Origin of the sequence: Spirosoma aerolatum (assembly GCF_002056795.1) — a bacterium.
Taxonomy (GTDB): Bacteria; Bacteroidota; Bacteroidia; order Cytophagales; family Spirosomataceae; genus Spirosoma; species Spirosoma aerolatum.
Genome location: NZ_CP020104.1, coordinates 3,918,640 through 3,935,049 on the forward strand (window position 1 = coordinate 3,918,640; position 16,410 = coordinate 3,935,049).

Sequence of the window (16,410 nt, forward strand, 5' to 3'; positions counted from 1 at the left end):
TCAAAAAAATTCACTCTATTTGGTGTAGAAACAACAAAAATGAGGGAATCTACTATAAGCAGATTCCCTTTTTTAACCAGAGCCCGATTACTTCCGTAATCCCAGCGCTGCCAGAATAGCCCGGTAACGCATGATGTCTTTTTTCTGGAGGTAATTCAGCAACCGCCGACGTTTACCTACTAATTTTAAAAGACCCAGTTGGGTACCATAATCGTGCTTGTGAACTTTCAGGTGCTCAGTTAAATGACTGATCCGATACGTGAACAGCGCGATCTGGGATTCGGCCGACCCGGTGTCCGTTGCACTTTTGGCGTACCCCGAGGTGGAGAAAATCTCCTGTTTTTTTTCGGTCGTTAGATACATCTTCAGACAGCTAAATGATAAAAATTTATGAATTCGGGGGCAAAGATAGTGAAAAAATTCTATAATCGGTTGCCGCCAGTCAATAGTTTATGTAATACGTACAGAATAATCCAATTTATGCCTGATTGCTTACAGCTATAGATTGCCGATTTCGAAACGCATCCCATTTCCGTTTTAAACGCTCCCAGGCTATCACATATACATCCTTATCGAACAGGCGGGAATCATGACGTGCCCGCTGCATCAGCAATAATCCGATCGGAAACAGCACAATATTAGCCATCCAAGCACCTAAAGGTACCCAGAGAAGCCCATCTTTGGCATATTTATCACCGGCAATGGTCAGTACATACAGGAAAATAAAGAAGACGATGGCTATCAGGACGGGCACTCCAAAGCCCCCTTTTTTAATAATGGCTCCCATCGAAGCGCCGATGAGAAACATTACAAAAATTGAAATCGATTGCGTGAATTTATGATGTGATTCTAACTGGTATTTCCAGACATTTTTTTCTTTCTCAGTCAGATAGGTCACGTTGGAGGTCGCATACGACAAAATATTCTGGGCTGAGTTGAGTGCTAGTTGTGCTAGTTCCGGCCGGGCAATCTGGTGCTTCCTTAGTAGGGAATCAACCCATTTCCCATCCATTACCTTTTTTTTGTGTACCGTCCCATCCGATTTAAACTGATAGCTGTAATATTGCCGGGATGTACTGGCAACATTCAGGCTGGTACTTGTATAATCTTTTCGTAGTGAATCGGTCAGGTCCGATAGTTCCTTTAGATTTTTCATGTACTCATGATACTCGAACTGGTTTTCGTCGGTCCGCTTGATACCGAATGATTCCAGGCTAATTACCAGCCGATAATCTTTAAAGCCATTTCGCATAAATTGCCCCCCTCGCACCAGCGACCCTCCGCTGGCGTAACTCACGGTGCTATTATCCGAATATTCCTGGTAATCGTTACCATTGAACAGTTCAAAAACGAGGTATGTACGGTCTTTATCCGTATACATACGTCCCGAATCAGCCAGAATAATCTCGCGGTTGCCCGATTCAAGCCCACTCATGGGATGTTTATAAATGACCAGGCCTTTCAGCAAATCGCCATTTTGGCTATCCTTAGCCCCTTTAATCTTGTGGTCTACTTTGATGCTATAGCCAGGAAGATCGTTGTAAAATATTCCTTCTTTAAGGTTTAAGGCGGCTTTTGCTGTTTTAATATCGTACAGCAAACTGTAGCCTTTCAAGTTTGCCCAGGGCGACACCGAATTATTAAACCAGAATGAAAAAATGCTAATGCCTATGGCCACGATTAGCAAAGGGCGCATAGCTCTTGTCAGCGAGATGCCAGCGCTTTTTAAGGCCGTCAATTCAAAAAACTCACCCAGGTTGCCAAATGTCATAAGGGACGAGAGCAACACGGCTAAAGGCAATGCTGTCGGAATTGTCAACAGTGCAAAGTAGAAAAGTAACCGGGCAAAGGTAGCCAGATCAAGGTCTTTCGATACGAAATCATCAATATAAAACATCAGCAGCCGCATCAGAAAGATAAAGATGACGACGGCCAGGGTCAAAAAAAACGGCCCCCAAAATGAGCCGAGTATTAGTTTATCAACCTTTTTCATTCAACTGTTCAATGCACAATGAAAAATGGATAATGGTATAACGACTAGATATACACACACTATACATTCGGATCCGCCCGTGCGGTTCATTTTCCATTATTCATTAACATAATTTAACTGCCAACAATTTCTCGGAGCTTTTCCATCAGGCCGTCCCAAAGGTCTTTCAGTTCTTCTTCATCGGTTGTGCTGGAGTAATCAGTAATGCGTAAAAATGTCGATTGAGTCAATTCGCTCTGGTCGACCCGGAAGTCTACATAATTATTATCGGAGCCTTCATCGTCTGTATCCAGAAACTCGAAGCGCACTCCCTTATTCTGCCGCATCGACACCTGCCTGGCTATATGGCTTTCGTTATCCCATTGGAAATCGAACCGCTGTTCTGGCATGGTATTAACTTTGGTAGCAAACCACTGCGACAGGCCAGATGCTGTGCTAATGTAGGGGAACAGCATTTTTGGGGAGGCCCGGAGTTCATACTCGGCCACGAATTTATATTTCTCCATAATATTTTACCATAGAAAAGGGGTCGTTGGCAAAGGTAAACGATTTTTTTTGCGAAAGTCAACGTCCTTTTTTGCATTAAGTCAATTTTTCCTTACTTTTGTGGCATCAAATTCGGCGGGGTAGCTCAGATGGTTAGAGCGTAGGATTCATAACCCTAAGGTCGGCAGTTCGATCCTGCTCCCCGCTACGAATCTTGTTCTTAGCACGAATGATGGACCCGCCTTCAAAGCGGGTCTTTTATGTTAACAGCCTAGCCATCATCCTTTCTTTTTTGAAACAGGGCTGTGTCGGCTGACCCCAGTTACATGCTTACTCCAAGATAATCCACAACTTTTGACTTTGATTCCTATATCATCCGAAATGAAAGTTTCGTATTAGTCGATCAGTGCTTTTTCGATACCGAACAAGCCCAGTTGCACCTATTCGTCATTATAGGCATTAAACTTTCTTTTTACCAATCGGTTTCGCTATTACAGTTATTAACGTAGAGCTTATAAAGTGTTAGCTCAGCTTTTAAGCTGTAACCGATTATGTTCAGTATGATGCAGCAAATCGACACATTGGAAACAAACGTTTCTCAACCGTCTCCATTAGCCCCGATTGCGGCTTACCTACTCGCCAAACGGGAAATTATTTTTAACACCTGGAGGACACGGATTGAAAACGATCGGCTGGCAATGCCCACAGCAGCCACGCTGGCCCGCGACGAATTTAACGATCAGATTCCTCTGATTCTCGATGTACTGGATTGCCGACTACTCGGTCGGCCGGAGAAATGGTCGCCTTTTGAGAAAGCCAAAGAACATGGATTACATCGCTGGCAAAAAGGCTATTCTCTTACCGAACTACTACAGGAACTGGCCCATCTGCACCAGCTTCTGGTATATGAGCTGGAGCTATTCGTCTCAACTTCCACAACAATAGCGTCCATTGCCCTAACTCAGGCTTTTGGGCATATCAATACGCTCATGCTGGAAGTTATTCGGGGTAGTACAGTACAGTTTGACGAATTACAACGGCAGGAAGCCTCCCAGCGTGCAGCCAAACTCCAACAGGCGTTAGCGTCACTCAGTGAGTTAAGCCAGCAACGGGGCGAATTACTTCGAACAGCCACCCATGATCTTCGTAGTTATTACGGTCTGATACGCAATGCCGCCTGGCTTCTTGACCAGCCCGGAACGGAAGAAGAACAAGCCCAATGGCGAGGCATGTGGCAGCGAAATTTAGATAATGCGGCAACGTTACTGACCGAGTTGATGGACCTGGCCCGTTTGGAAGCTGGTCAGGAGACGATGCAACTGGAATCATTCGATGCAGGTGAATTGCTGCGTCAGATTGCTCAGAGTGTACAACCCATTGTTCAACAGCACCAGATAAATCTGGAGTGGGCAGGGCCTGATACGCTGCTGGTAGAAGGGGATAAAATAAAAGTACAGCGTATCATTCATAACCTGCTCATCAATGCCCTCCATCACACGCCAACTGGTTTAATTACTCTGAGCTGGAGCAGGGAGGACAACTTTCGCTGGGTCATAAGCATACAAGATACTGGCCCTGGATTACCACCCGATGTGGTTCAGGAACTGGGTCAGTATCTCATGCCAACAGCCGATTCTACGGCCGTATTTCAGAGTCCACCAACTGATGGTTTATTTATTGCCAGTAACCGGAAAGAACAGAGCGTATCTTCCCCAACGCAATCCAAGGGAGAAGGCATTGGCCTCATGATTGTGAAACGCCTTTGCGAATTACTGCATGCCACTATGGACATCGAAACAAAGCCAGACGTTGGTACAATCTTCCGGATTATTTTCCCGATGCATTATCCGAAGAGCCAATAGATTATTACGAAACGAACAGCTTTTTGCAGTAGGCTGGTGGCGTAATACTACTTTGAGCTTACCAGATCCAGCCGATCCGGTTTTGATCCTGGTTGTCAGGCCAACGGGATAAGGGCCCAGCGACGGATTCGTATCCTTATCCGTTAACGTAATACTAAACCCAATTTCCAATAACGATGTATTTTCACGAATCCGGATGTCTGCCCATTCTTAATTTGGCTGCGATTTACGCAACAACATTGTAAATAAAAACAATTGGCTTAAAAGCTTTATTTTGTAATCGTGGTCAGGACATATTAATCTTGAAGACAAACCTCAACCCCTAAAAAGGGGAAGCCGCTCCGAAAATCTGAGCGGTTTCCCTCCCACGTTCCCTTAAGCTTAATGCAGAATATCGAACACCAATTCCCGAAGAATATCCCGTTCACTCATCGTTGGGGCGTCAATGCCCTTGCTCTGCGCATCGGCCCGTCGGATGGCGTTGATCACGGAAGCCACTTTAGCAAGGGGAAAGGTTCGGGCCGCTGACAGATAATCTTTCACAAAAAATGGATTGACACCCAGCAGGGAGGCCAGCCCTTTATCCGTCTGATCCTTTGACGCCTGAACCATCAACACTTTGCTGAAATAACCAAACAACTGCGCCAGAATCACGACCAGGGGATTATCTTTCGGATTGTGCCCAAAATAATCGACGATCTGATTGGCTTTTACTACGTCGCGCTGGGCAAGCGCTTTCTGGAGTTCAAAGACATTATATTCCTTGCTAATACCAACCAGTCGCTCGACAGTAGCTGCCGAAATCTCTTCGCCAACGTGCAGGTTGATCATCATTTTGTCGATCTCACCTGCCATCCGTTTCAGGTCGTTACCGATATGATCGGCCAGGAGCTGACAGGCTTTAGGGCTTATCTTGGCCCCCTGTTCACGACAGTACTCTCCCACCCAATCGGGCACTTTGTTGTCGTATAATTTCTTTACGCCCAGCAGTTTACCTTTGGAGCCGAAGGCTTTTACCCACGACTTACGCTCATCGAGACCGGGTTTCCCATCTTCTTTTACATAACACAACATCAGAATGGTACTTGGCAACGGGTTAAGCGCATAATCTTCCAGCAAGGTCTGTGCTGACTTATCACCCAACCCACCCATTTGCTGGGCTTCCTTCACCAGTACCAACTGGCGCTCGGCCATAAACGGATAACGACGGGCGTAATTCAGCACGGCCCCCACATCGGTATCTTTACCAAACAACACGAACTGATTGAACCCCCGCTCGGCAACCGGAACGGCTACTTTTTCGAGTTCGTCGGCAATTCGATCGATATAATACGGCTCGTCGCCATGAATGAGGTAAACGGGCGCAATCCGCTTGTTGCGGATGTCTTTTAATAGGGTATCAACGGCAGCAATCAATCTGTACTAAACGTTATGGTTCGTGATGTATTCGCCCAACTGGAAGCAGACCATCCGACAAAATTAAGGGTTTAAGCCGTTAACCGATACGCCTGCCTGAGGTATTAATCGAATGATCGCTATAAACACCTAGTCTTTCATGGAACCGCTCACCGACGAATCAGTACACCCGGATAAACCCCGGTACTTTTCTGATCTTTATAGACCAGCCGACCAGCTACCCAAACGGCTTCAACTCCGGTAGATAGGGCTTTATTATCGCCAATACGGGCGTTATCCTGTACGGTGTCGGGGTTAAGTAGAACCAGGTCGGCATAATAGCCCGGCGCAATTACACCCCTGTTTTTCAGCCCCAGATGTTCGGCGGTCAGGCTGGTCATTTTCTGAATGGCTGTTTCTATTGGCATTAGTTTCTGCTCACGAACATACCGACCTAGCACCCGGGTAAATGCCCCGTACCCCCGTGGGTGCCCATCATTGGCCCCGTCGGAACAGATATTGGTATGCGGCCAGGCCAGAAAGCGTTTGACATCAACATCGTCCATCGATTTACCCATAATCCCTTCTATACCGCCCGCTTCCGGATTTTTCTCCGAAAAAGCAGCTGCCTCCGCCACGAGTCCCATCAGGGTTTGAGCGGGGCTTTGCTGCCGCATCTGGGCCACTTCACCAACGGTTTTTCCGGCATATGTCGGGTTCGCAGCAAACCGGACCAGTACCGACTGCGAGGGATCGAACAGTTGATTGACGGCAAATTCAGCACTCGCCAGGTTGGTATAATCCCGTTTTGGGAATAAAACCCGCAAGGTCGACATCCAATACTCATACGGATAACAATCGGCGGTAATGTCGATGCCTTCTGAACGTGCCCGTTCGAGTTGGGCCAGTAGGCGTGTCGACAGGCCCCAGTTGTTCCGAAGAGCTATTTTCAGGTGCGAAATCTGTACCGGCATTTTTGTAGCCCGGCCAATCTCGATGATCTCATCTATGGCATCGTCCATCATCGCATCTTCACTCCGAATATGACTGATATACCGTCCACCGGAATCCGCAGCGACCTGCGCCAGTTGAATGACTTCGTTCCGATTCGAGAAAAACGCAGCTTCGTATTCCAGCCCGCTCGATAAACCCAGCGATCCCTTACCCATTTCGGTCTGTAACAACGCTTTCATCCGATCAACCTCATCAGGTTTAGCGGTTCTATAGAGGCCATTAACACCCATACTCTTTTGCCGGAGCATAGCGTGCCCCGTATAACTCGCTACATTAATGGCGGATGGCTGACGTTGCATACGACTCTGTAACGTATCCATCCAGTAGCCACCGCCATCCTGCCCGATGACAATGGTTGTAATCCCCTGATTCAACGCTGGAATCGCATCGGGTTTCGTACTGACATCGTGATGACTATGACTGTCGATAAAGCCCGGAGCCAATACCAGCCCACGCCCATCTGTCACGGACTCGGTCGGAAATGCCGTTAACTCCCCCACTTCCCAGATTCGATCGCCCCGCATCCGGACAGCCGCATTCCGGCTTGCTGTGCCCGTACCATCAATCAGCCGAATGTTCGAAATAAGCTGCGTTTGCGGCAACTGAACAGGCTTCCCTTCCAGAATTTCACGGGCAATACGGCCAGCCGCATTGGACCCGTTTGTCAGCACAATCAGTGTTTGTTTTTTATCAACATATCGCAGGATCAATGTCCGAAAGCCAACCCAACTCCCCGTATGCATCAGTACCTTGCCATCATCTTCAATCATCCAGCCAAACCCGTAGGGATATGTGGAACCATCATTCAGTTTGACGGGGGTAAATGCCTCCTGTAAGGTACTGACCTTGACGAGTTTTTCTGTGTACAGTGCCTGACTCCAGACCAGCAGATCCTCCGCCGACGAATACACATTCCCATCGCCCACGACTCCATCCAACCGAATCAAGTCGTCTGGAACATTCCTGCCATTCTCCCGCCGAAATCCGTACACTCGATTACGGGGAATAGTGCTGCTCTTGTGATAATAGATGTACGTATTCTTGAGCTTGAGTGGCCGGACAATTGCCTGGTTGAAAAACGTTTCGATGGGCATTCCACTTACTTTGGTAACGATAGCCCCCAGTAGTACATAACCCGTATTGCAGTATTCCCAGCGGTCGCCGGGTTGAAAAAGCAGTGGGGGTTGGTATTGATGCAGTAACTGAACCAGCCCGTCGTTGGTCAGCGTATCGAGTGGCCCCAGGTATTTTTGCGCGAGATCGAAGTATTCGGGCAAACCGGATGTATGGTTCAATAAATCCCGGACCGAAATGCCTGAGTATGGAAAATCGGGCAGATAGGTCTGGACACTTTCATCGTACATCAGCTTTCCCCGCTCCTGCAACTGCATGATCATCATGGCAATAAACTGCTTCGATACCGAAGCCAGGTTGAAGGCCGAGCTGACTGTCAGCGGTTCAGCGGTTTCGCTATTGGCCACGCCCAACGCCTTTTTGTAACGAATTTTTCCCTGTTCCGCCACCACGACGACCCCATTGAACATAGCCCGCTCCTGGAGTTTAGTTAAAGCGGAATCGAGCGTTTTTAATCGGTTGTTTGTTTGCGAAGTTGTCTTTTGGGCCAGGCTGGGGATGGATATAAGAAAAATCTGGGCGAGTAGGCAGAAACGGTAGAACGTACGCATGAGCTATTTAAAAAAGAAGTAGGCCAATATAATCGCATACGTGCAATATATTTGGCAATTGATAGGATTTGCTTTCAAAAAGTTTGTTAATTTCTGTATGAACAACCGAGCTATACTGCTCACAGATGGATTGCTGAGTACCCCAAATGCCAAGACCGCGCATGGCCTGATTCGTGGAACTGAACGGTATACCGTAGTGGGCGTAGTCGATGCGCCAACGGCTGGTCAGGATGCAGGTGCCGTTCTGGACGGGCACCCGCGCAACATACCAGTAGTTGAATCAGTCGATGAGGCTGTAACTCAGCTTTCCCCTGTTACGTATGCCATCGTTGCCATTGCGACCAATGGTGGCGTTTTACCCTCTTCTATGCTCAACGACATCCGGCAATGCCTTGAACGGGGGCTGTCGATTGTCAATGGGCTGCATGAATTTTTGACCGATAAACCCGAATTCGTTGCCTTAGCGCAGCAGCAGGGAGTTGAACTCATTGATGTACGACGTCCCAAGCCCCGACACGAGCTTCATTTCTGGACCGGAGCGGTACGACAAATACCAGCTCCCATCATTGCCGTGATGGGCACCGACTGCGCCCTCGGTAAGCGAACCACCGCCCGATTAATCCGGGAAGCCTGCGAACGACATGGCTTAAACGCTCAGATGATTTATACGGGGCAGACGGGCTGGCTACAGGGTGGGAAGTACGGCTTCGTCTTCGACTCGACACTCAATGATTTTGTATCGGGCGAACTGGAACACGCCCTCGTCTCCTGCTGGCAGGAGACCGGAGCCGATGTGCTGCTGATCGAAGGGCAGGCAGCTCTCCGAAATCCAAGCGGCCCCTGCGGGTCCGAGTTTCTGGTATCGGGCAATGCACGGTATGTGGTACTGGTACACGCGCCCAAACGTACCTATTACGATCATGATCCCGCCTGGGGAGAAATCCCTTCCATCGAGTCGGAGATAGCGCTGGTTCGTGCCTATAACTCAACGGTGATTGCGGTAGCGCTCAATACAGAAGATTGTACCGAGGAAGAGGCTTATCAGTATCAAAAAGACTATCAGAATCGGCTGGGAATTCCAATCCTACTGCCTTTGCAGGACGGCGTCGACGCCATTATTCCTGTTATAAAGTCTTTATAAAACATAATCCCAATCTCTATGCTAGTTCGGTGTTGGGGCTAATTCGACTATCATGCGTATCAAATCTATTCGGGCCTACCTGAAAAACCTGGCGTTGACTAAGCCGTACACCATTGCTTACCAGACCACTACGGACGTGGAGAATGTGTTTCTGGAAATCGAACTCGACAACGGCATCGTTGGCATTGGTGCGGCCAATCCATCGCCCGATGTAGTAGGCGAGTCGCCGGCGCAAGCCCTCCACAATTTACAGGGCGAGTGGGCTTTGGGGCTGGTTGGCAAAGACATACGTCTGTTCATAAATTTGATCGAACAGGCACAGAATCAATTTCCGAAGGCCCCCGGTACGCTGGCAGCTCTGGATATTGCCCTGCACGATGCGTTCGGTCAATATCTGGATGTGCCGATTGTACAATTTTACGGACAGAAGATTCAAGCATTGCCAACCTCGGTAACCATCGGCATTATGAACGTAGCCGATACACTCGCCGAAGCAGCCGACTATTACCGACAAGGCTTTCGAGTGCTCAAAGTAAAAACAGGTCTCGATGTTGACCAGGACATTGAACGTATTCTGAAACTACGGGAACGCTATCCTCATCCGTTTACGATTCGCGTGGATGCCAACCAGGGCTATTCACTGGCCGATTTACAAACATTTTATCGGGAAACGGCACAGGCTGCTGTCGAACTTATTGAGCAACCCCTACCGGTTGGTCAGGAACATGAGTTGTTAACCATGCCAGCCTCCCTACGTCAGAGCTTAGCTGCTGATGAATCGCTAAAAGGTCCTGAAGCCGCCTTGACGCTCACCCATCAGCCACAACCGTTCGGTATTTATAACATCAAGTTGATGAAATGTGGTGGCATTCGTTCGGCTTTGGCCATCGCCACCATCGCCGAACCTGCTGGCATTTCACTATTTTGGGGATGCAACGACGAAAGTCGAGTCAGTATCGCAGCAGCTTTACACGCAGCATTTGCCTGCCCGCACACCCGGTATATCGACCTTGATGGTAGTTTCGACCTGGCCGAAGATGTTGTTTCGGACGGCTTTATGGTTGAGGATGGATTCATGCGACCAACTGGTGGCAGCGGTCTTGGACTGGCAAAATTGTAAACCCCGTTATTTATGCTTCCTTATTTCCCGTTCGGTCACCGATTTAACGATAAGATGGGCACTGCTCCCGTGTCGGAATCCGACCGATTGCTGGAAATAGATCCACTGTATTCCTCAGAAATTGGTTTGAAACGCCAGTTGCTGGCCGAATTACCCACCTATTATTTTCAGGCACTATCCGGTTATGAATCGGCTCAATGGGAAGCGCTTGAATGGATGCTTCACAAGCTGGCGGAAGCATATCCTGAGCAGTTTTCGCTAACTAAGCAGGGCAACCAGTGGCATTGGGTCAATCGTATATTGGCCGAGGAAACTACGTTCAGGTATGGGAATGAGAACTCTCTTCCAAATGCGCCACTCGACTGGGTTGGCCGTCAGGTTCAGGAAGACGTGTTGCTTCTATCGGGCCAAGAAGGACGATTAGTAGCGGGCCTGCTCTGTTTTGCCAATGACTGGAGTTTGGACGAAAAAATTGGGCTTCCGTTCTGGCAGATTCACGCACCAATCAACCCTATTGTTGAACCGATGATGCGTTCGGCCGGAGCCTTTATGCAGCGGCTACCAGCCGGTAAATCCTTCTGGCGGGCCAACTGGAGCGTTAAAGTAAGCAATCAGTTGGATAGGAGCACCCGGCATTTGCCTATCCTGACCCAACAATTGAACGACCGCCTGCCCCAACTGACCATCGATACCATCGGCGATCTGCTATACTTACGCGTTGAACGGCAAACCCTGACCCGACTGCCCAAATCCGGGGTTATTCTGTTTACCATTCATACGTACCAAAGCCGCCTGGCCGACGAAGCAGCCGACCCTAACCGGGCTGCCCGTATGGTACAGGTTTTCAGCACTACACCGCCAGCGATGATTGATTACAAGAGTATGACCCATTTTTTACCTGCCCTGCTGAATTATTTAAGGGATAAAGCCAGAGCGATCAACGTGAATCCACTATCCTAATTTGTATGCAACATCTCGCACGAACACTCGACACGCGCTCGGCCATATTACTGGTGGTCAGCGGAATTATCGGCTCTGGTGTTTTTAAGAAAGTAGCCCCTATGGCGGCCGAATTAGGATCGCCTTTGCTGGTCGTAGCGTGCTGGATTGCTGCCGGTTTGGTTAGTCTGGCCGGAGCGCTTACCTATGCTGAAATAGCCGGTATGTTTCCGCAATCGGGTGGTGAGTATGTCTATTTCAAAAAAGTGTATGGGAAGCTATTTGCATTTCTGTATGGCTGGGGGGCTTTCACCGTCATGCGAACGGCTACCATTGCCGCTCTGGCACACATTTTTGGCCAGTCGCTCGTTTCGCTGATTAATATTCCTGACGAATTCGTAGAGTTAGCGGTTAAAAGCGTGGCCACGCTGCTTATCCTGCTGCTAAGTTTTATCAATTACCGGGGTATTACCGTAGCTGAAGGCCTTAGTCGCATCCTTATCTACCTTATCTTCATAGCAGTAGTCGTTATCGCCATCCTGGGATTTCAGGCAAAGTCGGGTAGTTTATCGAACCTACTCCACGCCATGCCTCATCAGGATTCGACCGCCTATGGTAGCTTGCTCGGTTCGCTGGTGGTCGCTTCGCTCGGTGCTTTCTGGGGATACGAAGGCTGGAATCAAATCGGCTATATCGGCGAGGAAATCAAAAATCCACAGCGGAATCTGCCCATTGCGCTCAGCGTTGGCACCAGCATCGTTGTTATTATTTACGTACTGCTTAACATCGTGTATGTATACGTATTACCCATCGAAAAGCTGGTCCAACTAGCCAGTACACCGGGTAAAATTGCAGCTGTCGAAGTCGTGCGGGAAGCGGCTGGCCATATTGGGGCCGTCTTTATTTCGGTTCTAATCCTGGTAACCACCTCAAACTCGACCAATGCCTCCATTCTGATGCCTGCCCGAGTTTTTTACGCAATGGCGCGTGACGGCCTGTTCTTTAAAGCAGCCGCTACTATACATCCCCGCTATCAGACCCCTTCCGTGGCCATCATGCTTCAGTCTTTGTGGTCGCTGATTATGGTGTGGTCGGGCAGCTTTGATCAGTTAACGGATATGCTGGTCTTTGCCTCCTTTATTTTTTACGGGGCCACGGCGCTGGGTGTACTCATTTTACGCGCCAAACAGCCTGATTTAGAGCGTCCCTATCGGGTTATCGGCTACCCATTCGTACCCGCCTTTTTTTGCGTTTGCTGTGCATTGCTGGTCATTATGACCCTGATTAACCAACCACGCGAGGCATTTACAGGCCTTGGACTCATTGCTACCGGCCTCCCCTTCTACTGGTTCTGGCGGAAACAAACATTTTGAGGTTTACGGTGGACTGACGTGATAGCCATTTTGTGCGACAGCCCACCGTAAACGTATACAAAAACCGAAAACCTATTCAATCACCGGATAGCCTTTGTCGATCCAATCGGTTTTAAGGTTTTTGGCGATGTTGAGCAATTTGTGATTCTTGAAACCCATTTCATTGAGCTTCGTAAAGGCCGGACGCACATTCGGGCAATTTTTGAACGGGCAACATCCACAGTAAATCACAATTGCCCGATTTTTCGATTCTTTACTCAATAGTTTTTCCAACTTCGCCAGATTCTCCGCTTCACTGGCGGGGCCAACACCTACCGACGTTTTAATCGTAGCCGCCGGACCTATACTGATGATCAAGGGTTGCTTGGTGTCAGGTGTGTTTATCGTAGCCGCCAGATCGGCGGGTTCCAGTAATTGGGCAGGCTGCCAGGGTTCCGCATATTTCCAGCTAACCTGGGCCAGTAGCAGACAAATCAGGGCAAGAGTCAGCCCCCCCCCCGAACGTTTGAGAATTGAATAGGAATGTCGGTATTTCATAGGTCGGCAAGTAATGTGGTTCGTATCAATTGAATTGTGGTAACAAAATCGGGCCAAAAGTTAGCAAAATGTTCGCCAATTTCGGTGTAATACCGCTCTAAATCCTCAATGGCCGTATCCAGACCCGACGGATAGGCGGTTCGACGAGATACGCCCTTAAGCGACCGATCGATGCCTTCCAGAAACTGGTAACTCGTCAGCCAGTCCTGCCGAATCATATACTCGGCCATCCGAGCGACGGGGGCTGGCAATCGATTTGTATGCATTTGGATGGTCTGGTAGAAATAGGCCACAAAGCCCGATAGAGGTTCACCCGTCAAGGTTAAAAAGTTAGCAGCCAGAAAATGGTCGAAGAAAATATCGACAGCCGCCCCAGCATATTTATGACAGCGTGGGTGCAGTAAATCCCGAACAGCCGCAACGGCCGGATGCTCATCGGTAAACGTGTCGATGGCCCGATGAAGCCGTACTCCGGCAATTTCGCCCGGTGTTAGCTGATGGCGCGGATTTTCGGGATCTCCTTTGATAAAATCGCCACTGAAATTTCCAATAATCAACTCCGTTTGTCGCCCCGACAGATACGCATGTGCCAGTATGTTCATGGCATGTCAGGCCCTACCGCCGTCAATTCACCCGATACATATCGCTCGACCGTTACCCCAAACCGACGCAGAAAATCAACGCCTTCGTCGGACCCGATCCCTTTATAGGCAGCATACGAGTTCAGGTATACCACCCGCGCAATTTTCATACTATAAATAATCCGGGCACAGGCAATGCAGGGCGACAATGTTACATAAATGGTTGCACCTTCAATTTCAGAACCGTTTTTAGCCGCGTATAAAATGGCATTCTGCTCGGCATGAAGCGCCAGGGAACACGACCCTTTCGAATCGCGGGGACATCCAACATCAGGAAATTCCTCATCGCAGTTATGTGTTCCGGCCGGGGGGCCATTATAGCCAATCGAAATAATCCGGGTGTCACGGGTGAGTACGGCCCCTACCTGCGCTTTGATACAATGTGATCGTTTCGCCAGATTAACGGCCAGATCCATAAAAATATCATCGAAGCGTGGACGAGCCGATTTCAGTTTGGCATGCAAAATAGCGTTGTCAATTGGTGGTTGCATTCGGTAAAGATACGGCATCGATCCACCAAATAACAGCAACAGACCTACTGATGGCCATTTTTCGACTGGGCCTATGTAACTGATATAGCAATTCTCTATCGGAAGGCATGATTTTTGCTACATATACAGACGCTGATCTATCGCCCAAACTACCCTTCATGAAACATTTCTCCCTGATTTTTTGGGGTTATTTCCTCGCCATTTCTGCTTTTTCCCAATCCATCGTTTACGTGACGCCTACGGGTGCTGGAGACCATTCGGGTAACGCCTGGGGCAATGCCCTTTCCGGTGTTCAACTACCGAACCGGGTCGCTACTGCCGATTCAGGAACTCAGTTCTGGATAGCTGCGGGCACCTACAAACCGACCACCACAACCGACCGAACAGCCTCATTCATCGTAACAAAGGGTATACGATTATATGGTGGTTTTAGTGGAAAAGAATCTAGTTTACTTGAACGTAACTATACCCAAAATGAAACAATTATATCAGGAGATATTGGCATAGCAAATTACATTGAAGACAATAGTTACACCTTGTTTTTAATACTACGAGCCGGCAACGAAGCAAGTGTTGACGGTTTCACAGTAAAAGATGGCTACCAAACAGAATCCATTTACTATAATAACTTAAACATTGGCTATGATGGAGGTAGTGGAATGGTCATATACAGTGATGGCTATTTAAATTGTAGTCCTTCAATAACTAATTGTCGATTTGTAAATAATTGCGCCAAACAATCCCCTAAATACTGGGGAATAAGGGGTGGAGCGATTTTAGTTATTGCAAAAAACAATGGATTATGTTTTCCTGTAATAAGCAGTTGCTATTTTAATAATAATAAGGCAGATGAAGGTGGCGGCATCTCTGTCGAAGCGCATACAACTGGCTTAGTAAGTACTACTATCACAAACTCGAAATTTGAAGGTAATTTAGCCACTAATGCAGGAGCTCTCGCATGCTTAACACCAATTACGCCTGAGACTGGATATTCCGAACAACTAGGCTCGGCTTCTGTTGTTATATCAAAATGTGTGTTTACTGGAAATCAAGGACGTTTTGGTGGTGCTATTACTAGTACTGTAAACTTATCTATCAATCAATCGGTATTTACCAATAATCTGGCATATAGTCATGGAGGGTGTATCGAGTCGTCTGGCAATACAGCAATTAACAATTGTGTGTTTGTAAATAATCAATCTTCAGAAGGAGGATCACTGGCTTATTCAGATAGGGGCCAACTCAGTTTTATCAACTGTACGCTTTACTCAAACGCTACTAAGCCAAATAGAGATCTGAATTCTTTATTGGAAGGGGGAGAATTTCAGATCAAGAACAGTATTATCACTGGTGAACCTGCAAGCTACACACTCATATCTAAACTTTGGTATAGCACCCTAGACCCAATATTAAGTACTTCCTACTCCCTTATACAGAACGGTTACCCAGGCATTGGCAACCTTAATTCTGACCCACTTTTTATCGATCCTGCCAATGGCAACTTCAGATTACAACCCACTAGCCCGGCTATAAATGCTGGTAGTCCTGACATAACCGACTTGTTGCCTACCGACATCGCAGGGAATCCACGAATACAGGGCAATCGGGTCGATATGGGTGCCTATGAATTTATCGGCTGTTCTATATGCCTACCGTTTATCATAAGCCGTATACGTTGATGTTGGGTAGCCTACGCATTCCCATAAACATCGTATTATTAGGGCATGGTTTAC

Annotated in this window: 14 protein-coding genes and 1 tRNA gene; 7 read left to right on the plus strand and 8 right to left on the minus strand. The window is 48.0% G+C overall.

Annotation, left to right across the window (positions count from 1 at the left end; translation table 11 throughout):
• Positions 1–87: 87 nt before the first annotated feature.
• From rpsO to B5M13_RS15710, 3 genes are all read right to left on the minus strand, one after another.
• Positions 88–363, minus strand: a complete 276-nt coding sequence (gene rpsO, locus B5M13_RS15700; RefSeq protein ID WP_080056571.1) for a 30S ribosomal protein S15 — start codon at positions 361–363, stop codon at positions 88–90.
• A 115-nt stretch (positions 364–478) separates the two neighbouring features.
• Positions 479–1,993 carry an LptF/LptG family permease gene (locus B5M13_RS15705; protein ID WP_080056572.1) on the minus strand — a complete coding sequence of 505 codons (1,515 nt, stop codon included), beginning with the start codon at positions 1,991–1,993 and terminating at the stop codon, positions 479–481.
• 113 nt (positions 1,994–2,106) lie between these two features.
• Positions 2,107–2,499: an START-like domain-containing protein gene (locus B5M13_RS15710; RefSeq protein ID WP_080056573.1), complete on the minus strand. Its 393-nt coding sequence runs from the start codon at positions 2,497–2,499 to the stop codon at positions 2,107–2,109.
• A gap of 114 nt (positions 2,500–2,613) precedes the next feature.
• Between B5M13_RS15710 and B5M13_RS15715 the strand changes: the two genes are divergently transcribed.
• A tRNA-Met gene (locus B5M13_RS15715) sits at positions 2,614–2,687 on the plus strand.
• A gap of 352 nt (positions 2,688–3,039) precedes the next feature.
• Complete coding sequence (locus B5M13_RS15720; RefSeq protein ID WP_170061136.1) at positions 3,040–4,341, plus strand: sensor histidine kinase; 1,302 nt, start codon at positions 3,040–3,042, stop codon at positions 4,339–4,341.
• Positions 4,342–4,722: 381 nt separating this feature from the next.
• On the opposite strand, the gene holA is transcribed toward B5M13_RS15720, so the two are convergent.
• Together holA and B5M13_RS15730 are read right to left on the minus strand one after the other, a co-directional pair.
• Positions 4,723–5,757, minus strand: coding sequence for a DNA polymerase III subunit delta (holA, locus tag B5M13_RS15725; RefSeq protein ID WP_080056575.1), 1,035 nt, complete (start codon positions 5,755–5,757; stop codon positions 4,723–4,725).
• Between the two features lie 149 nt (positions 5,758–5,906).
• Positions 5,907–8,435: a serine hydrolase gene (locus tag B5M13_RS15730; RefSeq protein ID WP_080056576.1), complete on the minus strand. Its 2,529-nt coding sequence runs from the start codon at positions 8,433–8,435 to the stop codon at positions 5,907–5,909.
• A gap of 97 nt (positions 8,436–8,532) precedes the next feature.
• Here B5M13_RS15730 and B5M13_RS15735 point away from each other — a divergent pair, with 97 nt between their 5' ends.
• Genes B5M13_RS15735 through B5M13_RS15750 form a run of 4 tightly spaced genes read left to right on the plus strand, consistent with a single transcriptional unit; the run spans position 8,533 to position 13,008 of the window.
• The gene (locus B5M13_RS15735; protein WP_080056577.1) at positions 8,533–9,576 is read left to right on the plus strand and encodes a DUF1611 domain-containing protein; all 1,044 of its coding nucleotides are present in this window, start codon (positions 8,533–8,535) and stop codon (positions 9,574–9,576) included.
• A 52-nt stretch (positions 9,577–9,628) separates the two neighbouring features.
• The gene (locus B5M13_RS15740; RefSeq protein WP_080056578.1) at positions 9,629–10,696 is read left to right on the plus strand and encodes a mandelate racemase/muconate lactonizing enzyme family protein; all 1,068 of its coding nucleotides are present in this window, start codon (positions 9,629–9,631) and stop codon (positions 10,694–10,696) included.
• Positions 10,697–10,708: 12 nt separating this feature from the next.
• Positions 10,709–11,656, plus strand: a complete 948-nt coding sequence (locus B5M13_RS15745) for a heme-dependent oxidative N-demethylase family protein (RefSeq protein WP_080056579.1) — start codon at positions 10,709–10,711, stop codon at positions 11,654–11,656.
• Between the two features lie 5 nt (positions 11,657–11,661).
• A complete protein-coding gene (locus B5M13_RS15750; protein WP_080056580.1) occupies positions 11,662–13,008 on the plus strand; it encodes an APC family permease in 1,347 nt (448 codons plus the stop codon).
• Positions 13,009–13,080: 72 nt separating this feature from the next.
• On the opposite strand, the gene B5M13_RS15755 is transcribed toward B5M13_RS15750, so the two are convergent.
• The 3 genes from B5M13_RS15755 to B5M13_RS15765 are packed head-to-tail and all read right to left on the minus strand — an operon-like array spanning position 13,081 to position 14,677.
• Positions 13,081–13,545 (minus strand): exonuclease/endonuclease/phosphatase family protein, encoded by a 465-nt coding sequence (locus B5M13_RS15755; RefSeq protein WP_080056581.1) that lies wholly within the window; start codon positions 13,543–13,545, stop codon positions 13,081–13,083.
• Positions 13,542–14,147 (minus strand): acyl carrier protein phosphodiesterase, encoded by a 606-nt coding sequence (locus B5M13_RS15760; RefSeq protein ID WP_080056582.1) that lies wholly within the window; start codon positions 14,145–14,147, stop codon positions 13,542–13,544. The genes B5M13_RS15755 and B5M13_RS15760 overlap by 4 nt, the downstream gene beginning before the upstream one ends.
• Complete coding sequence (locus tag B5M13_RS15765; RefSeq protein WP_080059949.1) at positions 14,144–14,677, minus strand: deoxycytidylate deaminase; 534 nt, start codon at positions 14,675–14,677, stop codon at positions 14,144–14,146. Before B5M13_RS15765 ends, B5M13_RS15760 begins: the two co-directional genes overlap by 4 nt.
• Positions 14,678–14,835: 158 nt before the next feature.
• Here B5M13_RS15765 and B5M13_RS15770 point away from each other — a divergent pair, with 158 nt between their 5' ends.
• Positions 14,836–16,356 carry a choice-of-anchor Q domain-containing protein gene (locus tag B5M13_RS15770; RefSeq protein ID WP_080056583.1) on the plus strand — a complete coding sequence of 507 codons (1,521 nt, stop codon included), beginning with the start codon at positions 14,836–14,838 and terminating at the stop codon, positions 16,354–16,356.
• The last annotated feature ends 54 nt before the right edge of the window (positions 16,357–16,410 follow it).